We start from the raw sequence: 21,759 nt of genomic DNA on the forward strand, positions 1-21,759 counted from the left end.
TCGACGTAGTCCGATCGGTCAGTTGGTCATGAGCGTTCGGTCGAGAGTTGGTGCGACGCCCCGCTCTCGGCCTTCGCCAGCAGGTCACGGAAGCGGCCCGCGCCGCCCGCCGGTGAGGACCAACCGGACGACATCTCGACCAACCGGGTCTCCGGCCGCTCCAACCAGGACAGGATGCGCTCGGACTCCTCGGCGGTGGCCGACGGCACCGGCCCGTGCCCACCCGACACCGTCTCGGCGGTGGCCCGGATGGCGTTCAGCGTGGGTCTCGGGTGGACGCCCGGCGGGGACACCCCGGCGCCGGCCAGCCGACCGTGGCGTACCAGGGCCAGCTCCCAGCCGCCCTGGGCGGTCGGTCGGGCCGCCGCCAGCTCGGCGATCCCGGTCAGCGCCGCCAACCGCTGCATCCGCACCGTGGCGCGCAGCACTGCGGCCAGCCGGTACCGCACCACGGCGGCCTCCTCGTAGCGCTGGTCGGCCGCGAGCACGTCGATCCAAGCGAGCAGCGCGTCCACCACCGGCTGCGGGTCGCTCGTGGTGGCCGTCCGGAATGGCTCGACGGCTCTGTCGTCGTACTCCTCGGGGGTGATCCGGTGCTCGCAGGGCGCCGGGCAGCGACCCAGCTCGGCCAGCGCGCAGGCCGGCGTGACGGTGCGCAGCGAGAGCCGGTGCGTGCACTGGCGCAGCGGGACCGCGTCGTGGAAGCCGGCGGCGGCCAGCTCGGCGGCCCGCCGGGAGGTGAACGGCCCGAGGTAGGCGGTGTCGGTGGGGGAGATGTCGCGCACGATCGACAACCGGGGGTACGGCCCGTCGGTCAGCTTGAGCCAGACCATCCGCTCCGGGTACTTCGACCGCCTGTTGTACGGAGGGGCGTGCGCGGCGATCAGCCGCAGCTCGCGGACCTCCGCCTCCAACGAGTGCGCGCACTCCACCGCCTCGACCCGCTCGGCCGCGGCCAGCATCTCGGAGATCCGGGCGCGCTTCTCGCCGGCGGTGAAGTAGCTGCGCACCCGGGTGGCGATGTCGCCCGAGGTGCCGACGTAGAGCGGCCGGTCGTCGGCGGCCCGGAAGATGTAGACCCCTGGGACCCTGGGCAGCCCTTCGGCCAGGTGACGCTTGCGGCGCTGCGTCGGGGTGACCGCGCGGGCGAACTCGATGGCGTCGCCGACGGTGTCGACGCGGTGCCCGCCGAGGCGGCCGATCAGACCGTGCAGCACGTCGACGGTGGCCTTGGCGTCGTCCAACGCCCGGTGGGTGGGTTGGGTGGCGGTGCGGAAGTACGCCGCGAGGGTGCCGAGCTTGCGGTTGGGCACCTCGTCGCGGGTCAGCACCCGCCGGGCCAGCGCCGCCGTGTCCAGCACGCGGGGGTTGGGCCAGCGGTAGCCGTGCCGGGCGCAGGCGGCCTTGAGGAAACCCACGTCGTACGGAGCGTTGTGGGCCACCAGCACGGCGTCGGCGATGAACTCCAGAAAGCTGGGCAGCACCTCCTCGATCGGCGGGGCCGGCAGCAGCATGGCCTGGGTGATCCCGGTCAGCACGGTGATGAACGGCGGGATCGGCTGCCCCGGGTTGACCAGGGTGGCCAGCACCCCCAGCTCCTCGCCGCCGCGCACCTTGACCGCGCCGATCTCGGTGATCCCGCCGCCGTCCGGCGCGCCGCCGGTGGTCTCCAGGTCGACGACCACGAAGGTGGTCGCGTACAGCGGCAGGGCCGGGTCCACCCCGCCCACCGCCGGGTCGAGACCGGCCAGTGACTCCTGGACGTACTCTGCCTGTGCCATCGGCGGCACGCTAGCGCCCCGGTCCGACACTCCCGTCGCAGAGGTCCCAGCAGTCACGATGGGGCTAGGATGAGAGATCGGCTCACTCACCAGGCGGTGGGCCCGCCAGCGGTGGGAGACTTGCCACATGCCCCTCGCCGAGCCGCACGACGACCACCTCCCGCAGGAGGATCCGGTCGCCCGCGACGGCGCGGTGAGCGATCCGGACGCCGGTGACAATCGCGCCGATTCGAGCGGTGATCCGACGATCGAGCCGGAGCCGACGCTGCCCGAGCCGGTCCGGCAACGGATCGTGGCGCTGACCGCCGCCGTGCTGCCCAGCCTCCCCGGCGACGAGGTGCCGGTGCCGTTGCGGCGGGTGGCCAAGTTCGCTCCCAACCGGCGGGCCCGTCTCGGCGCTCCGGCCATCGCCGCCCAGCTCGCCGCCGACCCGCTGTTCCGGCAGCGGGTCACCGCCCGGGTGCTGGCCGACGCCGGTGACCTCGGGGCGGCCGTGGTCGAGGGCACCGCGCCGGCCGCCGCCGACCCGGTCGAGGTGGCCGCACTGGCGTATCTGGTCCGGCCGCGCGGCTGGCGGGAGCTGATCGACGCCAGCGGCGCCGCGGTCCGCGCCGAGGCGGACAGCGCCGTCGTCGCCGAACTGGTCCGCGAGGCCGAGCAGCGGGCCACCCGTGCCGAACACGACCGTGCGGTGGCCCGGGTCGAGGCCGACAAGCTCCGCGACGAGCTGGCCCGCGTCCGCGAGGAGCTCGGCCAGCTCCGTGAGGAGTCCCGTCAGCTGGCCCGTACCCTTCGCGAGACGCAGGCCCGCGAGCGCAAGGCCAGCGAACTTCTCGCCACCGAACGCGGCCGGGCCGCGCGCGCCAGCGCAGACGTTGACGCCGAGCTGCGCCGCGCCCGCGCCCGGCTCGCCGAGGCGGAGGCCGCCGCCGGTGTGGCCCGGGCCAGCGCCAAGGAGGCCCGCTCGGTCGACGACGCCCGCCTCTGGCTGCTGCTGGAGACCATCGGTCAGGCCGCCGTCGGGCTGCGCCGGGAGCTGGCGCTCGACCCGGTCGACAAGCTCCCCGCCGACTTCGTCGCCGACGCGTTCGCCGAGCAGCCCGGTACCGCCCCGGCGGGCCCGGCCGCGCGCGCCCGCGACACCGACGACCCGGCCCGGCTCGACCAGCTGCTCGCCCTGCCCCGGGCGCACCTCGTGGTGGACGGCTACAACGTCACCAAGCGCGGCTTCGGCGAGATGTCGCTGGAGCAGCAGCGCAAGCGCCTCATCACCGGGCTGGGCGGTATCGCCGCGCAGACCGGCGACGAGGTCACCGTCGTGTTCGACGGCGCTGAGCGGATGCACGGGCTGCCGCCCGCCCCACGCGGCGTACGGGTGCTCTTCTCCCGCAAGGGCGAGACCGCCGACGAGCTGATCCGACGCCTGGTCCGCGCCGAGCCGTCGGGCCGTCCGGTCGTCGTGGTCTCGTCCGACCGCGAGGTCGCCGACGGCGTACGCCGGCACGGCGCGTACCCCCTGGGGGCCGACTCGCTGCTGCGCCGCCTCGCCCGCTCCTGACCGCACGTCCGGGCCGAGCTGTCGGGGCGGGCTGTCGGGGCGGGCTGTCGAGGCGAGCAAGAATCCGGCGAGGTTTTGGCAGGTCCTGTCGGCGACGGTGTCCGCATCCGCCCGGCACCGCCGGGCACCGGACGAAGGCAGGCGAACGACATGGGAAAGAGACTGCTGGGCACCATCCTCGGCACGGTGGTCACACTGGCGGCGCTCCTGGTCGCCCCGACAGCGGCCCAGGCGGCCTCGGGTGGCGGCTGCACCGGGGCCTACCCGATCAGCTCGTGCATCTCGTACCAGGGCTCGAACCAGACGGTGGTGGGTGACTTCTACATGAACGCCACCCCGGACGGGTCCCGGTGCACGGCGTATCTCCAGCTGCGGACCAGCAACAACGGCAACAGCTCCTGGATCTACTACGACCTCAACCGGACCGGCCGGTTCGGGCCGATCAGCCGCAACGTCAACGTGATGAACAACTTCAAGGGCTCCGCCGTGGCGGTGGTCGAGGTCTACACGTGCAGCGGAGCGTTTCACGGCACCTACACCAGCCCTCGGGTCTACTACCCGTGACGTACGGATCCGGCCGTTGGCGCGTCAGCGCCAGCGGCCGGATCGGCGTGTCAGACGCAGCGGGAGACGGCGGGGTTCGGGTCGTGGCCGGTGTACATGTAGTCACCGGCGAGCATGCCGCTCGCGTTGCCGTAGAAGGCGTTGTACCAGACGGTGTCGCCGTTGACCGACGATCCGGTCGCCCAGCAGTTCAGGTAGACCGACTGGCCCTTCGGGATCGTGAGGATGACCGAGCACTGCGAGTTGTTCAGCCACTGGCAGTAGCGCAGATTCAGGTCCGTCTTCGTCGTGAAGTACCCACCGGCGAACGCCGGGGTGGCGACCAGGCCGACCGCTGCGGTCACCGCGACGGCGCAGGCGGCCAGGAGACGTCGTGGATTCATGTCGTCAACCTCCAGCGCGGAGTCAGTAGGAGCAGTACGGGGAGTCCATGATGTCGATGGCGACCGCGTAGCCGTACGGCTCGAGGTAGGCCAGCTCGTCCGGCGCGATGCAGACCCAGTCGCCGTTGGAGTAGATGATCTTCGCGCCGTCGTCGTTGCGGCTGTTGTAGACCCAGTCCGCGCCCCTGCTGCGGGACCCGAGGGTCTGGTAGTAGGTGTCCTGGAACGACGCGGTCGGCGGATTGCCGTTGTACGGGTTCCCGGTCACCCAGAAGCAGACGCGGGGGTAGTTGCAGCCGAGATCCGAGGTGGCCTGCGCCGGTGTGGCGACGAGCCCGCCCGCGGCCGTCGTGACGCCCGCGAGGAGCGCGACGGCGGTGAGCCGGGAGCGTGTGGTCGCAGATGGTCCGCGCATGTCGAAGCCTTTCGTTGCGTCAGGGTGGTGCGACCCGTTCCGTTCGGCCCGGACCGATGGCCAGGGCTGGGGCCTCGCCCGGCGTGGCCCGGACGTAGAACCACGATCGCAGTGACCTGGATCGACGAAACAGGCGCTTGGCCGGCAGTTGACCGGCGATTCGCGTGGTGCGCCCCCGCAAGGTCGGCGATGTCGGGCTGTCCGACCGTTCGGGATACCCCGATTTCGCTGATCTGGAGTCGATCTAGCCCTCAACGGGCGGTTCTGTCGTACCCGGTGGATAGCGTCGATGTGACCGACGGTGCTCGGGTGGCGACGACAGGGTGTCGGCCGCGCATCGCGAGCGATCAGGAGGCGTGATGCTCATCGACTGCGACGGGTGCGCGAAGCGGGCCGATGGCTGCCCCGGCTGCCCGCTGACCGCCCTGTTCGACGACACGTCCCCGGCGGCCGGGCTGGTCGCCGCCGAGGTCGAGGCGATCGAGGTGTTCGCCCGGGCCGGCTTCGACATCGAGGTGCTGACCGCGCCCGCCCGGCCCGACGCCCCCGCCCGGCCCGACGCCCCCGCCCGACCCGACGCGCCCGCCCGGCCCGGTGCGCCCGCCCGACCCGGTGCGCCCGCGCGCCGGGTCCGCCGGGTGGCCTGAGGCGCCTGTAGCGGGCCGTCCGCGCCGGGGTGGCACGGGGCCCGCCGCCCGGCCATTCGCCGGCCGAGGGCAGCGGAGCAAATGGCATGGGCCCTGGCCCGGTCGTTCGCCGGCCGGGTCAGCGGAGCGGGTGGCAGGGGCCCTCGCCCGGCCGTTCGTCGGCCGGGGTGGCGGAGCGCGACACCGCGCCCGAAGCGGACTTTTCGCGGGCCATAGGATGGGCGGTCACGGCGGGAGGAGCGGCGGGATGAGCGGGGTACGACGCGAGCATGACGGGCCCGTCGGCGCCCCGCGGCAGGCGGTGCCCCGGTGAGCCCGCGCGGCTGGGCGTTGTTGACGTTGGCCGGGTTGACGGTGGCCCTGCTGGTGACCGTCGCCGTATTCGTCCCCTGGCACCGGCCCCCGGCCCCCCGTGCCGACCAGCTCGCCGCTCTGCGGGATCTCCCGGCCGACCAGGTGGCCAGGGGGCGTGAGTTCCGCGCCGCGCTGCGCCCCGGCGGGTACGCCGCGCTCGCCGTGGGGCTGCTGATCGCCGTCGCGCTGGGGCTCACCCCGCTGGGCAGTCGCCTGGTCGAGCTGGTGGGCCGGCCCTTCGGTGGGCACTGGATCGCCCAGGCGGTGCTCGGCGGCCTCGCCGTGGTGCTCGTCGCCGACCTGCTCACCCTCCCGTTCTCCGCCTGGCGGCAGACCGTCCTGACCCGCTACGGGCTCAGCACCAACTCCTGGAGCGGCTGGGCCGTCGACCTGCTCAAGTCGTACGCGGTGAGCGCCGTGATCGGTGCGGTGGCGCTCTTCGGCTTCTACCTGGTCATCCGGCTCGCGCCGCGCTGGTGGTGGGCGTTCGGCGCGGCGGGCGCGGCCCTGCTGGTGGTGCTGCTGTCGTTCGTGCTGCCGGTGCTCGTGGAGCCGGTGTTCAACAAGTTCACCCCGATGGAGCAGGGGCCGCTGCGCACCGAGCTGATGAGCATGGCCGCCCGTGACGGGGTGCCGGTGCGCGACGTGCTCGTCGCCGACGCCTCCCGGCGGACCACGGCGGTCAACGCGTACGTCTCCGGCCTCGGCCCGACCCGCCGGGTGGTCGTCTACGACACGCTGCTGCGCGAGGCCGAGCCCGCCGAGGTGACGGCCGTGGTGGCGCACGAGCTGGGCCATGCGAAGGACTCCGACGTGGCGGTCGGCACGCTGACCGGGGCGCTGGGCGTCGCCGCCACGGTGGTGGCCCTCTACCTGCTCGGCTCGTGGGGGCTGCTCCTGCGGTTGGCCGGCGTCGACTCGATCGCCCATCCACGCGCGTTTCCACTGGTAATTGCCCTGGTCACGGTGGCCGGTCTGGTCGCCACCCCGGTGCAGGCGCTGGTGTCGCGGCGGGTGGAGGCGCGGGCCGACGCGCACGCGCTCGCGCTCACCGGCGACCCGGCGGCCTTCGAGTCGATGCAGCGCCGTCTCGGCACGGTGAACCTGGGCGACCCCGACCCGCCGCGGTGGGAATACCTCTACTCGGCCTCGCATCCGTCCACCGTGGAGCGGATGGCCGCCGCCCGCGCGTACGCCCGGGAGGCACGCCGATGAGCCGCACGTTGCTGATCACGAACGACTTTCCGCCCCGCCCGGGCGGCATCCAGTCCTTCGTGCACAACCTCGCCGTGCGTCAGCCGGCGGGGTCGGTGGTCGTCTACGCGTCGAGCTGGCGTGGTGCGGAGAAGTTCGACGCCGACCAGCCGTTCGAGGTGATCCGGGAACGCACCCGGGTGCTCCTTCCCACCCCGCTGATCGCCCGGCGCGCGGCCCGGCTCGCCCGCACGTACGACTGCGACACGGTGTGGTTCGGCGCGGCGGCCCCGCTGGGGTTGCTCGCCGCCGGTCTGCGCAAGCGGGCGGGCGTACGCCGGGTGGTGGCGCAGACCCACGGCCACGAGGTCGGCTGGGCGGCGTTGCCGGCCGCGCGACCGGCGCTGCGGCGCATCGGGCGTGGCGTCGACGTGACCACCTACCTCGGCGAGTACACGCGCGTCCGGCTCGCCCGGGTGCTGGCCGGGGTGACCGACCTGCGGCGGCTCGCGCCGGGCGTGGACGTGGACGCCTACCACCCGTCGGTGGACGGCGAGTCGGTCCGGGCCCGCTTGGGGCTGACCGACCGGCCGGTGGTGGTCTGCGTGTCGCGCCTCGTGCCGCGCAAGGGCCAGGACATGCTGATCCGGGCACTGCCGGAGATCCGCCGCCGGGTGCCCGACGCGGCGCTGCTGATCGTCGGCGGCGGGCCGTACCGGGCCACCCTGGAGAAGCTGGCCCGCCAGACCGGCGTCGAGCGGGATGTCGTCTTCACCGGCTCGGTGCCGGCGGCCGACCTGCCCGCGCACTACGCGGCCGGCGACGTCTACGCCATGCCCTGCCGTACCCGCAACCGCGGCCTGGACGTGGAGGGGCTGGGCATCGTCTACCTGGAGGCGTCCGCGACCGGCCTGCCGGTGGTGGCCGGCGACTCCGGCGGCGCGCCCGACGCGGTCCGGGAGGGCGAGACCGGGTACGTGGTCCGTGGCCGGGACGTCGCGCAGCTCGCCGACCGGGTCGCCCGGCTGCTCGGCGACCGCGACCTGGCCCGCCAACTCGGGGCGGCCGGCCGGGCGTGGGTGGAGCGGGAGTGGCGCTGGGAGGCACAGGCGCAGCGGATGGCGGCTCTGCTGGCCGGCTGACCGTCGCCGCCGCTCAGGCGCGGGGTTGCCGGGGCGGGGCGTAGCTGGGGACGTACTCCTGGTCGGTGAGCCCTTGGATCGCGGCCATCACCTCGTCGGTGATGGCCCGGATGTCGCGCGGCCCGGTGATGCGGTCGGCGACCGGGATCGCCGGGCCGAAGCGCAGGGCGACCGGGTGTCGGCGGGGGATCCGCGCGTCGACCGGCAACACCTCGGCGGTGCCGAGTACGCCGACCGGGATGATCGGCACCTCGGCGTCGCGGGCCAACCGGGTCATTCCGGTGCGACCGCGGTAGAGCCGGCCGTCGGGGGACCGGGTGCCCTCCGGGAAGATGGCGACGAGACCGCCGGCGCGCAACACCGGCACGGCCGCGTCGAAGGCCGTGAGAGCGGCCCGGCCGCCGGCGCGCTCGACGCGGATGGCGCCCATGCCGGCCACGACGTTCCGGCTGAGCCAGCTGCCGGTGAAGTACTCGGCCTTGGCCCAGAACGTCACGTGTCGGGGTGTCAGGCAGGCGAGGACCACCTGGTCGGCGACGGACAGGTGGTTGCTGGCGAGGATCGCCCCGCCTCGGCGGGGCAGGTGCTCCAGCCCTTGGACGCGGGGTCGCCAGCCCAGTCGCAGGGCTGCGCCGACGGTCAGTTTGCTGAGGTCGTACAGCAGGGGCACGTCTTCTCCCGTTCAGTTCCGCGTGGGGCCGAGGTGCGCGTCGAGCGCGGCCCGCAGCACGGTGTCGTCGTCGCGGTCGCCGGTGGCCAGCGGCAGGCTGCCCCAGGCCCAGAGCTGGGCGATGCCGTGCAGGTTGGCCCAGAGCGCACCGGCCACCACCGGCGCGGGCGGGGCGGTCGGTCGGCGTGTCTGGGCAACCAGGTCGGTCAGGAGGGTGAACAGCGGCAGGCTCGTCTCGCGCAGCCGCAGACGACTGCTGGCCAGCAGGTCGTGGCGGAACATCAGCTCGAACATGCCGCGGTGCCCGGCGGCGAAGTCCAGGTACGTCCGGGCCAGCGCGACCAGTCGGGTACGCGGCTCCGCGCCGGCCGCGTGGATGGTCCGCTCCACCCGGGCGGTGAGGTCGGCGAAGCCCTCCCGGGCGATCGCCGAGAGCAGGTCGACGTGGGTGGGGAAGTAGCGGCGCGGGGCGCCGTGCGACACGCCGGCCCGACGGGCGATCTCCCGCAGGGACACCGCGGACTGGCCCTCACGCAACACGAGGTCGACTCCGGCCGCCACCAGCCGGGCCCGCACCCCGACCTCCTCCATGGTCATAGACACTGTCTACCAGTTCGCCGTAGACATTGTCTACGCCCGTGGGCGACGGTGCGGGTGCCCGTGGAGGCTCAGCGGATGCGGGCCAGGATGCGGTCGGCAGGGGCCGGTCGGCCGAAGTGCCAGCCCTGGGCGGCGTCGCAGCCGATCGCCCGCAGCCGCTCGGCCTGCCCGGCGGTCTCCACCCCCTCGGCGGTCACCGTGAGGTCGAGCGCGTGCGCCAGCGACACCAGCGAGGCGAGGATCCGCTCGTCGGTACGCCCCACCGTCGGCGACCGCAGGCCAGCCACGAACTCGCCGGCCACCTTCAGCTCGGTGACGGGCAGATCCCGCAGGTACGCCAGGTTGCTGTAGCCGGTGCCGAAGTCGTCGATGGCGATGCGGACGCCCAGGTCGGCCAGCAGCCGTAGCGCCCGGACGGGCTCCTTGGCGCTGCTCATCATCGTGCTCTCGGTGATCTCCAACTGGAGTCGTTCGGGCGGCAGGCCGGTCTGGCGCAGCAGCGTACGGACCTCCCGTACCAGGCCGGGCCGGTGCACCTGCCGGACGGCCAGGTTGACGCTCACGAACGGCGCCGGCGCTCCGTCCTTCGACCACGCCTCCGCCTCCCGGCACGCCTCGGCGAGCACCCACCCGCCCAGTTGCACGATCGAACCGGTCTCCTCGGCCAGCGCGATGAAGCTGTCCGGCCGCAGGACGCCCAGCTCCGGGTGGCGCCAGCGGACCAGCGCCTCCACGCCGAGCAGTCGGCCGTCGCGTAGCGAGGTCAGAGGCTGGTAGTCGAGATAGAACTCGCCCCGCTCCAGCGCGGCCGGGATGGCCGCCGACAAGGCGTACCGGGCCAGTTCGCGGCGGTTGCGCTCGGCGTCGTAGAGCGCCCAGCGTGCCCCTCCGGCCGACTTCGCCCAGTGCAGGGTGCTGTCGGCGGCCCGCATCAGGTCACTCGGGTTGGAGCCGGCCACCTGCCGCTCGACGATGCCGATGCTCGCCGTGACCTGGAGTTCGTGCCCGTCGACCACCGCGGGTGTCCGGACCGCGGCCAGAGCGCTCTCGGCGACCTCCACGACCGCGTCGGTGCCGCCCGCGCCCTCGATCAGGATGACGAACTCGTCCCCACCGAGTCGGGCCACCAGATGCTCACCGAGGGACTGGCGCAGCCGGTCGGCCACCGTGGTCAGCAACCGGTCGCCGACCTGGTGTCCCAGCGTGTCGTTGATCACCTTGAAGCGGTCCAGGTCGAGGAAGCACACCCCGACGCGCTGGGCGCCCCGGCCCGGCTCGTTGAGCGCGGCGGTGAGCCGCTCGGTGAACAGCGTCCGGTTGGGCAGACCGGTGAGCGGGTCGTGGGTGGCCTGGTGGCGGAACCGCGCCTCGCTGGCCCGCAGCGCTCGTTCGGCCTGCGTGCGCGCCATCATGGCGGCCCGGCGGATGGACTCCTGCTCGTCGAGCGTGCGGTCCCGCAGCGCGCGGGCGTAACCGGTCGCCACGGCGGCCAGGAGTCGGGCCATCCGGTCCTCGACGTCCTCGGCCACCAGTCCCAGGTCCCGCACGAGCCGAAGCTGGATCACCTCGACGGTACGGCCCAGTCCCTCGGCGGAGGCGATGTGCGCGGCGACCAACTCCGCACCGACCCGGTGCCCGGCCCGCAGGTCGAACGGCTCGGCGAGCAGCGCCTGGGCCAACTGACCGGCGAGCCTCTGCAACAGGGCCTCGAGCTGGGCCTGTGTCATCGGTAGGTAGCTCGTGCCGGAGACCGCCTTGGCCCAGGCGCGGGCGAAGGTGCCGGGGCGGGTGACCGCCGAGGGCGGCTCAGTCACCGAGTTGCCCGACGCCGCCCATGAAGACCGCCCGCTCGGCGTCCTCCGCGCTCTCGGGGGTGTCCGGTCGCCACTGGGGCACCCAGACGACGCCCGGATCGACCAGCTCGAACCCGTCGAAGAGGGCGGTCAACTCGGCCCGGTTGCGAATGGTGAGCGGGCTGTCGGTACGCCGGTAGACGCGCTCGGCCTCGGCGCGCTCCTCCCCGGCGCGGCCGTCGTCGCTGGCCTGCGACAGCACCAGGTAGCTGCCGGGCGCCAACGCGTCCCGAAGTGTCGCCAGCAACTCGGCCGGCCGGTCGTCGTCGGGGACGAAGTGCAGGACGGCCACGATCATCACCGCCACCGGCTGGCTGAGGTCGAGCAGCCTGCGCGTGTCGGGGTGCGCCAGGATCTCCTCCGGGTGCCGCAGGTCCTCCTGGACGATCGTCGCCCGGTCGTTGCCGGCCAGGATCTCCCGGCTGTGCGCCACCGCGACCGGGTCGACGTCCACGTAGACCACGCGCGACGCCGGGTCGATCCGCTGGGCGATCTCGTGCACGTTGCCGACCGTGGGGATGCCCGAACCGATGTCCAGGAACTGGCGGACGCCGGCCTCGGCGAGGTGGTGGACCGCCCGGCGCAGGAACGCCCGGTTGGCCTGCGCGGCCAGCGGCGCCTCCGGTACGGCCGCCACCATCGCCTGCGCGGCGGCCCGGTCGGCGGCGAAGTTGTGCGATCCGCCGAGGTAGTAGTCGTACATCCGGGCGACGCTCGGGCGCTCGATGTCGATGGTGTCGGGCGCCCAGTCCGGCCGCTGCATGCGCTCACCCCTTGAGTCCACGACGCGGACGTGATCGCCCGCGCGGGTATTCTGCCCCCGCGGTACCCGCCAGACCATAGCGTGCCCGTCCACCCGTCGCGGACGTCGGTCGATACGCGAAGGTCCGCGCCGGCGGCGAGCCGGCGCGGACCTTCGGTTACGGAATTCCGCTCGACGAACGCGCGCGGGTCAGAACTTCGGCGCGTCCGGTGCTTCGAGCAGGCCGAGTCGCAGCGCGGTCATCAGGGCCTGTGCCCGGTTGGCGGCGCCGAGCTTCTCGTAGAGCTTGGAGATGTGCGTCTTCGCCGTGGACTCGCTGACGAACAGCTGCTTGGCGATGCCCGCCACGCTCATGCCGTCGGCGAGCAGCCGCAGCACCTGACCCTCGCGGGGGGAGAGCTGCGGGCCGGAGGGGGCGAGCCGACGCTTCATCGCCTCGGCCAGGTCGGCGGCGGTGAACGCGCTCGGCGACGAGGCGGCGTGCCGCGCGGCGGCCACGACCTCGTCGGCCGGGGCGGTCTTGGGCACGAAGGCGCTCGCCCCGGCCTCCAGGGCACCGAAGAGCTGGTCGTCGCCGGCGTACATGGTCAGCACCACGATGCCCATCGACGCGCTGGACTTGCGCAGCGCGCGGGTGGCCTCCAGGCCGCTGCCGTCGGGCAGCCGCAGATCCATGATCACCACGTCCGGCTGAAGGGCGCCGGCCTGGCGTACCCCCTCTGCTGCGGTCGCGGCCTCGCCGACGACCTCGAACTGGCGGTCGCGCTCGAAGGCGTGCCGCAGGCCCTTACGAATCAGGTCATGATCGTCAACAAGGAGGACCTTGGTGCGGGTGGCCGGTGTCGGACTTGTGGTCATCCTCGGGTTACTCCCCTTCTGGTGCTGCGCTGTCACGCACGTTATCGCGCCGGGCCGAGGTGCCGAGAACCACCGCCACGGTCGTGCCGCTGGGTTGCCGCGGCCTGATCTCCAACCGGCCCCGGATACGTTCCGCCCTCTCGGCCATGATCGCAAGACCGTACCGCCCGTCGGGGCGCTGGTCAGCCATCCCCTGACCGTCATCCGACACTTCTATTTGCGCGTACGGGGGGTCGACCTCACACGTGACCCACAAATTGGACGCTCCGGCATGCTTGCGGGCGTTGGTCACGGCCTCCTGCGCGATGCGCAGCAACTCAGCCTCGGTGGCGGCCGGCAGGCGGGCCGTGGACTCGTCCAGCGACAGGTGCACCCGCAACCCGCCCGACGCGCCCACGGTGCGGGCGTACTCGGCGATCGCCGCGGCCAGGCCGCCCTGCCGGTCCACCTCGCTGCGCAGCTCGAAGAGGCTCAGCCGCAGCTCCTGGATCACCCGGGTCACCTCGGCGCGCAGCGTCCGCAGGGCCTCGGCCGTCTCGTCCGCGTCGTCGAAGACGGTGGCCAGGGCGTTGTCGATGCCGTAGCCGACCATCACCAGTTCCTGCGCCACCCCGTCGTGGATCTCCCGGGCCAGCCGCTGACGCTCCTCGTTGGTGGCCAGCGACCGGACCTCGTCGAACAGTAGCGCCGCCTCCAGCCGCAGCGCGGCGGGCCGGGTCAACTCGGTCACCCGGGACACCACCGGCGGCGGGTACGCCTGCGCGACATCGGCCTCCAGCACCACCAGCCCCACCGTGCGTACCCCCGCGACCAGCGGGACGATCAGCGCGGACACGTCCGGACCCCGGTGCGAGCGGGACTGCGAGCGGGCGGCGGTGGTGGCCTGCTGACTGGCCCAGGCGTCGGCGATGGCCGAGTCCGCGTCCAGCGTCGTCTCCCAGTCCACGCGGTCCGCCCCGGCCTGGGCGAGGACCACGAGCCGGCCGCCGCCGCTGGCGGACAGCACCGCACCCCGGTCCGCCCGGGCCACCGTGCGCAGCTCGTCGATCAGGTGCTCGGAGATGCCCCCCGGGTCCAGGGTCGCCCCGGGCAGTTGGCGGGCCACCGTCCGCAGTTGGGTCAACAGCCGGGTGGCCTCGGCGTACGGCTGGGGCTTGCTGTCGGCGCGTACGGCCATCACCCGGTGCAGGGTGCCGGCGGCGTAGAGCCCGAGCGCGGCCAGGATCAACCACTGCGCGCAGACCGCGAGGTAGCCCACCTGGCCGAGTTGACGTTCCCCGTCGACCTCGGTCAGCGCGCCGCTGACCAGCAGCGTGCCGGCGGTCACCGCGAGCAGCGCCGCGCCCTCGCGGAAGCGGCGGCGCAGCGCGGTGACGGTCACCGGCACCGCCAGGTAGGGCAGCACGGCGGAGGCGCCGAGCCCGTCGACCGTCCCGCCGATCGACGCGACCGCGGCGACCTGGCTCGCGGCGAGCCCCAGCACCACCACCTCGGCGACCCGGCTCAGCGGCCCGACCAGCCGGTGCTGCGGAGCGAGCAGGGAGGGCAGCCCGGCGACCGCCAGCAGCGCGATCCACCACAGCTGGGTGACGTCGCGGGTGGCGAACAGGGTCAGGATCGCGACCAGCGCCAGCATCACCAGGCGGGCGGCCGCGGCGAGAGGATGCGGGTGTGGTGCGGCGGTTGTGGATGCGGGCACGTGACGGATCGTAGTCAGCCGCGGTAGATGTCGGCGATCTCCGCCGCGTACGTCTTGTGGACGACCTGGCGTTTCACCTTGAGCGACGGGGTCAGCTCGCCGGTGACCTCGGCGAAGTCGCGGGGCAGGATCCGGAAGACCTTGATCGCCTCGGCCTTCGACACGGTCTGGTTCGCGGCGTCGACGGCGGACTGCACCTCGGCGCGCAGGCCCTCGTGCTCGCGCAGCGTCTCGACCGAGGTCTCCGGGGGGAGTCCGGCGTTCGCCAGGAAGGTCGGCAGCGCCTCCTCGTCGATGGTGACCAGCGCCGCGATGAACGGCTTCGCGTCTCCGACGACGACGCACTGACTGATCAACGGGTGCGCCCGGACCTGGTCCTCCAGCACCGCCGGGGCGACGTTCTTGCCGCCGGCGGTCACGATCAGCTCCTTCTTGCGGCCGGTGATGCTCAGGTAGCCGTCGGCGTCGAGCTGGCCCAGGTCACCGGTGCGGAACCAGCCGTCGGGGCTGAGCGCCTCCGCGGTCGCCGCCTCGTTGTGCCAGTAACCCTGGAAGATCAGCTCGCCGGAGATCAGGATCTCGCCGTCGTCCTCGATCCGAACGGTCACGCCGGGCAGCGGCCGGCCGACGGTTCCGATCCGGGTGCCGGTGGGCAGGTTCGCGGCGGCGGCGGGGGACGTCTCGGTCAACCCGTACCCCTCCAGGACCGTCACGCCGACGCCGCGGAAGAAGTGGCCGAGCCGCGCGCCCAGGGGCGCGCCACCGGAGATGGCGTCGCGGCACCGCCCGCCGAGCGCGGCGCGCAGCTTGCGGTAGACGAGCCGGTCGAAGACCGCGTGCTGCGCGCGCAGCGCCAGGCCCGGCCCGCGCGAGGTCTCCAGCGCCTCGCTGTACGAGATGGCGACCTGCTCGGCGCGGGCGAAGACGCCGCCCTTGCCGTCGGCCTCGGCCTTCTGCTTGGCCGCGTTGTAGACCTTCTCGAACACCCGGGGTACGGACAGCACGAAGGTCGGGCGGAACTCCTGCAACTCGCCGACCAGGTTCTTGGTGTCGGCGCAGTGGGCGAGGGTGGCCCGTGCCTGCACCACGCCGATCTGGATGAGCCGGGCGAACGCGTGCGCCAGCGGCAGGAAGAGCAGGGTGCTTGCGCCGGCGTTGAACAGGTTCGGCAGCACGGGCACCGCGTTGGCGATGTCGGCGTACATGTTGCGGTGGGTCAGCATGCAGCCCTTGGGGCGGCCGGTGGTGCCACTGGTGTAGATGATGGTGGCCAGGTCGTCGGCGCGGACCGCCTTGCGACGCTGCTCCACCTGGGCCAGCTCGACCGCCGCGCCGGCGGTTACCAGCTCGTCGACCGCACCCCGATCGATCTGCCAGATGTTCGTCAGCTCGGGGAGGCGGTCGTGGACACCGGCGACCAGGTCGGCGTGGGCGTCCGTTTCGACAAGCGCGGCGACCGCGCCGGAGTCGGCGATGATCCAGGCGGCCTGCTCGGCGCTGGAGGTCTCGTAGATCGGTACGGTGACCCCGCCGGCCGCCCAGATGGCGTAGTCGAGCAGGGTCCACTCGTAGCGCGTCCGGCTCATCAGGGCGACCCGCGCGCCCGGCTGGACGCCGGCGGCGATCAGGCCCCGGGCCACGGCCGTCACCTCGTCGCGGAACTGCAGGCAGGTCACTTCGGCCCAGGTGGTGGTGTCGCCGTCGGCGGAGCGGGTGGCGCGGGCGAACTGCACGGTGTCCGGCGCGATTTCGGCGTTGTCCCAGACCGGATCGGTGAGGTTGGCCGCCTCGCCAACGGTGACGATCGGCGGAACGGAGAACTCGCGCACTTGCACTCCTTCGTGCTCGCACTGGCCTGGGCCGGACTCTGCCCGAGAGCATCGGCTCTGTCGAAACCTACCCGGCGGGCGGTTGGGGTGGGGTAGGCAGGGCGCGGCGGGGGCGGCGCGGGGTGTGGGCGACGTGAGCCGGGTAGCCTCCCCCCATGGCGGACTCCTCCACCCAGTCGATCATCATCGGCGCGTCACCCGACCGGGTGGCGACGGTCATTTGCGACTTCCCGAGTTACCCGGAATGGACCGAGGCGGTCCGCCGTGCCGAGGTGATCGAGGAGTACGAGGACGGCTACGCCAGCCAGGTGCGGTTCACCATCGACGCCGGGGTGATGGCCGACGAGTACGTGCTCGCCTACGAGTACGCCGAGGACCTGTCCCGCGTCGAGTGGCACCTGGTCGCCCCCTCGAAGATGCAGAAGAGCCAGCGTGGCTCGTACGACCTGGTGGGGAACCCGGACGGGACCACCACGGTGACCTACACGCTGGAGGTCGAGCTGTCCGTGGGGATGCTCGGCATGTTTCGGCGCAAAGCCGAGAAAATGATCATGGATACGGCGTTGAAGCAGCTCAAGCGCCGGGTAGAAGCACCCGGTGTGGCGCAGTGACGCGTCCGGCGGTGGGGTAGAGGAGCCGAGGGTGGGCGGAACGGACCCGGGTTCGGCCCGGGAAGAAGCGGAGCGTCTGGTGGCGGCCCTGCTCGCGGGGGCGCGTCTGGCGTCCAGCGGGTCGGCGGGCGGCGCGTTCAGCCCGTTGGGCGGGATGTTGGCCGGTGTCCTCGGTCACAGTGCCGCTCCGGACGGCGGCGATCGCGCCCGTGGTGGTTTCGCCACCGGTTCGGCCGAATGCTGCGTCTGCCCGGTCTGTCGGGGCATCGCCGCGTTGCGCGATCCGAGTCCGGAATTCGCCGAACGCCTCGCCACCGGCGCGGGCGACCTCGCCGCCGGCGTGGCCAGCCTGCTCCGCGCGTTCGCGCCGCCGGAGCCGTCCACGACGACAGTGCCGGAGTGGGCCGCGTCGTCGCAGGCGGCGGCCGGTGCGGGCGACGACGGCGAGCCGGTGCGGCCCGCCTCGACCGCGCGGTCGGCCGAGGCCGTCGATGAGCACGTGTGGCGCGATGCCACCCGCACCGGGCATGATTCCCAACCGGCGCCGGAGCGGGATGTCTGGTCGGTCGCCACCCGGTCGGCGGACACACCCGCCCCGGCCACCGCGGCACCCGTCGATGACGCCGGGGCAGTGGCCGCGCCGGTGCCGACCAGCCGACCCGTGGTGCCCGCTTCGCGGGCGTCCGACGACACCGGCGCGGACGCGCCGGGCGGCGGCGCCTGAGCGCGGGACATCGCGATCCGGACCGGCGTGCCCCGTGGCGCGCGCGAGCCGGACAGCACAGCAGAGGGGAGCGGCGGCGGTGACGCTGACCATCGGAGTCGACGTGGGTGGCACGAAGGTGGCCGGCGGTGTCGTGGACGACACCGGCAAGGTCCTCGTGCAGAGCCGACGGGACACCCCCGCCGACGACGTCGCGAAGACCCGCGACGTCATCATCGAGCTGGTCGACGAGCTGGCCGCCGAGCGGACGATCGAGGCGGTCGGCATCGGCGCGGCCGGCTGGATCGACGCCACCCGCTCGACCGTGCTCTTCGCCCCCAACCTGGCCTGGCGCGACGAGCCGCTGCGCGAGTACGTGAGCGCCGCCGTCGGCCTGCCGGTGATCGTGGAGAACGACGCCAACGTGGCCGCGTGGGCCGAGTTCCGCTACGGCGCGGCCCGCGCCGCCGACGACTCGATGATCATGTTCACGATCGGCACCGGCGTCGGCGGTGGCATCGTCCTCGGCGGCGAGCTGATGCGCGGCGCGCACGGCATCGCCGCGGAGCTGGGTCACATGCTGGCCGTGCCGGACGGACACCAGTGCGGCTGCGGGCGGCTCGGCTGCATCGAGCAGTACGCCAGCGGCAGCGCCCTGGTCCGCTTCGCCCGTGCGGGCGCCCGACAGGAGCCGCAGCGGGCCACCGCCCTGCTGGCGTTGGCCGGCGGCGAGCCCGAGGCGATCACCGGTCACATGGTGACCGCCGCCGCGCAGGGCGGCGACCCGGTCTCCGCCGAGGCGTTCGCGCAGATCGGCCGGTGGCTGGGCACCAGCCTCGCCGACATGGCGCAGATCCTCGACCCGCAGACCCTGGTCGTCGGCGGCGGCGTGATTGACGCCGGTGACCTGCTGCTCGGCCCGACGCGTCGCTCGTACCTCGACGCGCTGGCCCAGCGGGGACGCCTGCCGGTGGCCGAGGTCCTCCCCGCCGAGCTGGGCAACAGCGCCGGGGTCATCGGCGCGGCCGACCTGGCCCGCCGGATCTGAGGGCGGCCAGGAGATGGGCGTACCACTGCGCGTGGTGTCGTACAACATCCACAGCCAGCGCGACGACACCGCCGCGCTGGCGGCGGTCGTCCGGGCCGCGAAGCCGGACGTCGTGATCGTGCAGGAGGGTCCGCGCCGGTTCCGGTGGCGGCAGAAGTCGGCCACGCTGGCCGAGTCGTTCGGCCTGGTGGTGGCCGCCGGAGGCCTGCCCGCCCTGGGCAACCTGCTGCTCACCAGCCTGCGGGTGCAGGTGCGCGGCGCCCGGTGCCAGCGGTTCCCACTGACCCCGGGCCGGCACCTGCGCGGCGCGGCGTACGCCGACTGCCGGGTCGGCGACGCCCGGTTCACCCTCGCCGGCTCGCACCTGTCCACCGACCCGGCGGAGCGGCCCACGCAGGCCGCCGAGTTCCGACGCGGCCTGGACGCCGCGAATGCTCCGGTGGTGGCGGGCGCCGACCTGAACGAGGGCCCGGACGGGCCCGCTTGGGCGACGGTGGCGCGCGGCCTGACCGACGCGGCGGTCGCGGCCGACCGCGCGGAACGACTCACCTACTCGTGCGCCGACCCGCGCCGGCGCATCGACGCGCTCTTCGTCGACCCCCGGATCACCGTGGTCGACTACGACGTGGTGGACACTCCACAGACCCGCCGGGCCAGTGACCACTTCCCGGTGCTCGTCGACCTGCTGCTGCCCACCACGGCCTGACCCCCCATCGGTCGAGACCCGCCGATCGGTCCACGCCGGGGCTGGACATCCGGCTCCGATGTGGAGAGGATTTCGCGGCGAACCGGCACCCGTGCCGCACAAAAGGAGATGTCCCGGTGTCCACCTCCACCGACCAGGGCCGGCCCGACCCGGATGCGATCCCGTCCGCGCAGAGCCGCGACGGCCGCTCGCTCTCCGACCGGGGCGACACGGTCTGCGTCATCGGCGCCGGGGCCAGCGGCCTCACGGCCATCAAAAATTTGCGCGAGCACGGGTTCGGGGTGGACTGCTACGAACGCGAGACCGGCGTCGGCGGGGCCTGGAACTGGCGGCACGACCGCAGCCCGGTGTACGCCAGCACCCATCTGATCTCGTCGAAGCCGTTCACCCAGTTCCCCGACTTCCCGATGCCGGACTCCTGGCCGGACTACCCCCACCACGGCCAGCTCCTGTCGTACTTCGAGCGGTACGCCGAGCACTTCGACCTGCGCTCGCACATCTGGTTCGGCACCGAGGTCGTCCGGGTCGAACCCGCGCCGGGGGAGCGGTGGGACGTGACGACCCGATCCACCGGCGGGTACGGCCCGGAGCGCACCTCCCGCTACGCCGCCGTGGTGATCGCCAACGGGCACAACTGGTCGCCGAAGCTGCCCCGCTACGAGGGCCTGGAGGAGTTCCGCGGCGAGATCATGCACGCGTCGTCCTACAAGGACCCGGCGCAGTTGCGCGGCAAGCGGGTGCTCGTGGTCGGTGCCGGCAACACCGGTTGTGACATCGCCGTCGAGGCCGCCCAGCAGGCGTCGCGCTGCTGGCACTCCACCCGGCGTGGCTACTGGTACGCCCCGAAGTACGTGCTGGGCCGTCCGGCCGACCAGATCAACGACGCGCTGCTGTCACTGCGGGTGCCGCTGCGGGTCCGCCAGTGGCTCTACCACTGGACGATGCGGTTGACCGTCGGCAACCTGACCCGCTTCGGGCTGCCCAAGCCGGACCACCGGGTGTACGAGACGCACCCGATCGCCAACAGCCAGCTCGTCTACTACGTGGGCCACGGCGGGATCGGCCCGGTGCCCGACATCGCCCGGTTCCGCCCGTACGCCGTGGAGCTGGCTGACGGCCGCGAGATCGACCCCGAGCTGGTCATCTTCGCCACCGGCTACCTGCCGCGCTTCGAGTTCCTCGACGCGTCGGTGTTCGGCGACAGCGCCGGCACCGGCCGTCCCACGCTCTGGCTCAACGCCTTCACGCCGGGGCACCCCACGCTGGCCGTCGCCGGTCTGGTGCAGCCGGACTCCGGCCTGTTCACCCTGTCCCACTGGCAGACGGTGCTCTTCGCGCGGCTGCTGCGGGCCCGACGGGACCGACCCGAGCGGGCCGCCGCGTTCGCGCAGCGGGTCCGGGACCGGGCCGGGGAGCGCTACGCGGGCCAGGTCAAGGACAGCAGCCGGCACTGGTTCGAGGTCGGGCACGCCGACTACCTGCGCGCCGTCCAGCGCGCCCTGGTCGAACTGGAGGGCAAGTGAGCCGCCAGCCGCACCGTCGCGAACGAGAGGCAGACCAGTGACCGAGCTGCGGATCATGCGGGGCCGGGAGTGGGCTCGTCCGGTCCGGTCGGCGCGCCGTGAGGTGCTCAGCGCCATACCCGAGTTGGAACAGGGGCGTCCGCCGCTGCTGTTCGTACCCGGGTTCGGGCACGGCGCGTGGGCGTTCGCCGAGCACTGGCTGGGCCATGCCGCGTCGCGGGGCTTCCCGGCGTACGCGCTGAGCCTGCGGGGGCACGGCGGCAGTGAGCCGGCGCCGGAGGCGACGCTGCGCGCGTACACCCATGATGTGACCCAGGTGGCCGCGAGCCTGCCGCGCCAGGCGGTCCTGGTGGGGCACGGCGCCGGGGCGCTCGTGGTGGCCCACGCGATGGCGCGCTATCCGGCGCGCGGCGCGGTGCTGGTGGCGCCGGTCTTCGGCGGCTGGGGCCTCTTCGGTACGGCGGTGCGCCGCAACCCGGCCGGGACGCTGCCGGCGGTGTTCGGCGGACCGCTGCGGCTCAGCCGCGCGCAGCTGTTCAGCCGGGAGTTGCCCGACGAGGACGCCCGACGGTACGTGGCACGACTGGGCCGGGCCGGTCGGCGCGCGCAGTGGGCGCTGCTGGGCGAGCCGCAGGCCGAGCCGGCTGTGGGCGAGCCCCCGGTCCTGGTGCTGGGCAGCCCGGACGACCGGGTGGTGCCGGCGTCGACGTTGACGCGGGTCGCCCGCCGGTACGGGTCGGCGCCGCTGCTGTTCCCCGGCATGGGGCACGACCTGATGCTCGACGCGCGCTGGGCCGAGCCGATCGACGCGATCCTGGACTGGTTGGAGAAGGAGCCGGCCGGCCGGTGACCATGCGC

At 73.4% G+C, this 21,759-nt stretch carries 21 protein-coding genes; 11 read left to right on the forward strand and 10 right to left on the reverse strand.

What is annotated here, in order from left to right; translation table 11 throughout:
- Window positions 1-26 precede the first annotated feature (26 nt).
- A complete protein-coding gene (locus tag ACLQ25_RS17235) occupies window positions 27-1,781 on the reverse strand; it encodes a DEDD exonuclease domain-containing protein (RefSeq protein WP_425731877.1) in 1,755 nt (584 codons plus the stop codon).
- A gap of 127 nt (window positions 1,782-1,908) precedes the next feature.
- Here ACLQ25_RS17235 and ACLQ25_RS17240 point away from each other — a divergent pair, with 127 nt between their 5' ends.
- Both ACLQ25_RS17240 and ACLQ25_RS17245 read left to right on the forward strand, forming a co-directional pair.
- Window positions 1,909-3,339, forward strand: a complete 1,431-nt coding sequence (locus ACLQ25_RS17240; protein ID WP_425731878.1) for an NYN domain-containing protein — start codon at window positions 1,909-1,911, stop codon at window positions 3,337-3,339.
- Between the two features lie 150 nt (window positions 3,340-3,489).
- Window positions 3,490-3,903 (forward strand): hypothetical protein, encoded by a 414-nt coding sequence (locus ACLQ25_RS17245; protein ID WP_425731879.1) that lies wholly within the window; start codon window positions 3,490-3,492, stop codon window positions 3,901-3,903.
- Window positions 3,904-3,953: 50 nt separating this feature from the next.
- Here the strand turns inward: ACLQ25_RS17245 and ACLQ25_RS17250 are convergent, their stop codons facing one another.
- Complete coding sequence (locus ACLQ25_RS17250; protein WP_425731880.1) at window positions 3,954-4,286, reverse strand: hypothetical protein; 333 nt, start codon at window positions 4,284-4,286, stop codon at window positions 3,954-3,956.
- 22 nt (window positions 4,287-4,308) lie between these two features.
- A complete protein-coding gene (locus tag ACLQ25_RS17255; RefSeq protein WP_425731881.1) occupies window positions 4,309-4,701 on the reverse strand; it encodes a hypothetical protein in 393 nt (130 codons plus the stop codon).
- Between the two features lie 359 nt (window positions 4,702-5,060).
- Here ACLQ25_RS17255 and ACLQ25_RS17260 point away from each other — a divergent pair, with 359 nt between their 5' ends.
- From ACLQ25_RS17260 to ACLQ25_RS17270, 3 genes are all read left to right on the forward strand, one after another.
- The gene (locus ACLQ25_RS17260) at window positions 5,061-5,348 is read left to right on the forward strand and encodes a hypothetical protein (RefSeq protein WP_425731882.1); all 288 of its coding nucleotides are present in this window, start codon (window positions 5,061-5,063) and stop codon (window positions 5,346-5,348) included.
- A gap of 309 nt (window positions 5,349-5,657) precedes the next feature.
- Entirely contained in the window at window positions 5,658-6,917 is a 1,260-nt protein-coding gene (locus ACLQ25_RS17265) for a M48 family metallopeptidase (protein ID WP_425731883.1), read from the forward strand.
- Window positions 6,914-8,038: a glycosyltransferase family 4 protein gene (locus ACLQ25_RS17270; RefSeq protein ID WP_425731884.1), complete on the forward strand. Its 1,125-nt coding sequence runs from the start codon at window positions 6,914-6,916 to the stop codon at window positions 8,036-8,038. Before ACLQ25_RS17265 ends, ACLQ25_RS17270 begins: the two co-directional genes overlap by 4 nt.
- Before the next feature lie 13 nt (window positions 8,039-8,051).
- Here ACLQ25_RS17270 and ACLQ25_RS17275 read toward each other — a convergent pair whose 3' ends face one another.
- The 7 genes from ACLQ25_RS17275 to ACLQ25_RS17305 form a co-directional block, all read right to left on the reverse strand.
- The gene (locus ACLQ25_RS17275; RefSeq protein WP_425731885.1) at window positions 8,052-8,708 is read right to left on the reverse strand and encodes a lysophospholipid acyltransferase family protein; all 657 of its coding nucleotides are present in this window, start codon (window positions 8,706-8,708) and stop codon (window positions 8,052-8,054) included.
- A 12-nt stretch (window positions 8,709-8,720) separates the two neighbouring features.
- A complete protein-coding gene (locus ACLQ25_RS17280) occupies window positions 8,721-9,305 on the reverse strand; it encodes a TetR/AcrR family transcriptional regulator (RefSeq protein WP_425731886.1) in 585 nt (194 codons plus the stop codon).
- A 71-nt stretch (window positions 9,306-9,376) separates the two neighbouring features.
- Window positions 9,377-11,035 carry a putative bifunctional diguanylate cyclase/phosphodiesterase gene (locus ACLQ25_RS17285; protein WP_425731912.1) on the reverse strand — a complete coding sequence of 553 codons (1,659 nt, stop codon included), beginning with the start codon at window positions 11,033-11,035 and terminating at the stop codon, window positions 9,377-9,379.
- Window positions 11,036-11,114: 79 nt separating this feature from the next.
- Window positions 11,115-11,924 carry an SAM-dependent methyltransferase gene (locus ACLQ25_RS17290; protein ID WP_425731887.1) on the reverse strand — a complete coding sequence of 270 codons (810 nt, stop codon included), beginning with the start codon at window positions 11,922-11,924 and terminating at the stop codon, window positions 11,115-11,117.
- Window positions 11,925-12,113: 189 nt separating this feature from the next.
- Complete coding sequence (locus tag ACLQ25_RS17295) at window positions 12,114-12,782, reverse strand: response regulator transcription factor (RefSeq protein ID WP_007072219.1); 669 nt, start codon at window positions 12,780-12,782, stop codon at window positions 12,114-12,116.
- A 7-nt stretch (window positions 12,783-12,789) separates the two neighbouring features.
- The gene (locus ACLQ25_RS17300) at window positions 12,790-14,481 is read right to left on the reverse strand and encodes a GAF domain-containing sensor histidine kinase (RefSeq protein ID WP_425731888.1); all 1,692 of its coding nucleotides are present in this window, start codon (window positions 14,479-14,481) and stop codon (window positions 12,790-12,792) included.
- 14 nt (window positions 14,482-14,495) lie between these two features.
- On the reverse strand, window positions 14,496-16,310 hold the full coding sequence (locus tag ACLQ25_RS17305; RefSeq protein WP_425731889.1) for an AMP-dependent synthetase/ligase: 1,815 nt from the start codon (window positions 16,308-16,310) through the stop codon (window positions 14,496-14,498).
- Between the two features lie 155 nt (window positions 16,311-16,465).
- Here ACLQ25_RS17305 and ACLQ25_RS17310 point away from each other — a divergent pair, with 155 nt between their 5' ends.
- From ACLQ25_RS17310 to ACLQ25_RS17335, 6 genes are all read left to right on the forward strand, one after another.
- Entirely contained in the window at window positions 16,466-16,921 is a 456-nt protein-coding gene (locus ACLQ25_RS17310; RefSeq protein WP_355049405.1) for an SRPBCC family protein, read from the forward strand.
- 31 nt (window positions 16,922-16,952) lie between these two features.
- Window positions 16,953-17,645 (forward strand): hypothetical protein, encoded by a 693-nt coding sequence (locus ACLQ25_RS17315; protein ID WP_425731890.1) that lies wholly within the window; start codon window positions 16,953-16,955, stop codon window positions 17,643-17,645.
- A 79-nt stretch (window positions 17,646-17,724) separates the two neighbouring features.
- Entirely contained in the window at window positions 17,725-18,672 is a 948-nt protein-coding gene (locus ACLQ25_RS17320; RefSeq protein WP_425731891.1) for an ROK family glucokinase, read from the forward strand.
- Window positions 18,673-18,685: 13 nt separating this feature from the next.
- Window positions 18,686-19,378 carry an endonuclease/exonuclease/phosphatase family protein gene (locus ACLQ25_RS17325; RefSeq protein WP_425731892.1) on the forward strand — a complete coding sequence of 231 codons (693 nt, stop codon included), beginning with the start codon at window positions 18,686-18,688 and terminating at the stop codon, window positions 19,376-19,378.
- A gap of 116 nt (window positions 19,379-19,494) precedes the next feature.
- Window positions 19,495-20,901, forward strand: coding sequence for a flavin-containing monooxygenase (locus tag ACLQ25_RS17330; protein WP_425731893.1), 1,407 nt, complete (start codon window positions 19,495-19,497; stop codon window positions 20,899-20,901).
- 55 nt (window positions 20,902-20,956) lie between these two features.
- Window positions 20,957-21,751 carry an alpha/beta hydrolase gene (locus tag ACLQ25_RS17335; RefSeq protein ID WP_425731913.1) on the forward strand — a complete coding sequence of 265 codons (795 nt, stop codon included), beginning with the start codon at window positions 20,957-20,959 and terminating at the stop codon, window positions 21,749-21,751.
- Window positions 21,752-21,759: the final 8 nt, after the last annotated feature.

This window comes from Micromonospora sp. DT44 (genome assembly GCF_049841635.1).
GTDB lineage: Bacteria > Actinomycetota > Actinomycetes > Mycobacteriales > Micromonosporaceae > Micromonospora.

What these genes read in the sequence shown, in the direction of transcription:
- ACLQ25_RS17235 (WP_425731877.1), bottom strand. Translation starts at nt 1,781, where the DNA reads ATGGCACAGGCAGAGTACGTCCAGGAGTCACTGGCCGGTCTCGACCCG.
- ACLQ25_RS17240 (WP_425731878.1), top strand. Translation starts at nt 1,909, where the DNA reads ATGCCCCTCGCCGAGCCGCACGACGACCACCTCCCGCAGGAGGATCCG.
- ACLQ25_RS17245 (WP_425731879.1), top strand. Translation starts at nt 3,490, where the DNA reads ATGGGAAAGAGACTGCTGGGCACCATCCTCGGCACGGTGGTCACACTG.
- ACLQ25_RS17250 (WP_425731880.1), bottom strand. Translation starts at nt 4,286, where the DNA reads ATGAATCCACGACGTCTCCTGGCCGCCTGCGCCGTCGCGGTGACCGCA.
- ACLQ25_RS17255 (WP_425731881.1), bottom strand. Translation starts at nt 4,701, where the DNA reads ATGCGCGGACCATCTGCGACCACACGCTCCCGGCTCACCGCCGTCGCG.
- ACLQ25_RS17260 (WP_425731882.1), top strand. Translation starts at nt 5,061, where the DNA reads ATGCTCATCGACTGCGACGGGTGCGCGAAGCGGGCCGATGGCTGCCCC.
- ACLQ25_RS17270 (WP_425731884.1), top strand. Translation starts at nt 6,914, where the DNA reads ATGAGCCGCACGTTGCTGATCACGAACGACTTTCCGCCCCGCCCGGGC.
- ACLQ25_RS17280 (WP_425731886.1), bottom strand. Translation starts at nt 9,305, where the DNA reads ATGACCATGGAGGAGGTCGGGGTGCGGGCCCGGCTGGTGGCGGCCGGA.
- ACLQ25_RS17285 (WP_425731912.1), bottom strand. Translation starts at nt 11,035, where the DNA reads ATGACACAGGCCCAGCTCGAGGCCCTGTTGCAGAGGCTCGCCGGTCAG.
- ACLQ25_RS17290 (WP_425731887.1), bottom strand. Translation starts at nt 11,924, where the DNA reads ATGCAGCGGCCGGACTGGGCGCCCGACACCATCGACATCGAGCGCCCG.
- ACLQ25_RS17295 (WP_007072219.1), bottom strand. Translation starts at nt 12,782, where the DNA reads ATGACCACAAGTCCGACACCGGCCACCCGCACCAAGGTCCTCCTTGTT.
- ACLQ25_RS17310 (WP_355049405.1), top strand. Translation starts at nt 16,466, where the DNA reads ATGGCGGACTCCTCCACCCAGTCGATCATCATCGGCGCGTCACCCGAC.
- ACLQ25_RS17325 (WP_425731892.1), top strand. Translation starts at nt 18,686, where the DNA reads ATGGGCGTACCACTGCGCGTGGTGTCGTACAACATCCACAGCCAGCGC.
- ACLQ25_RS17335 (WP_425731913.1), top strand. Translation starts at nt 20,957, where the DNA reads ATGCGGGGCCGGGAGTGGGCTCGTCCGGTCCGGTCGGCGCGCCGTGAG.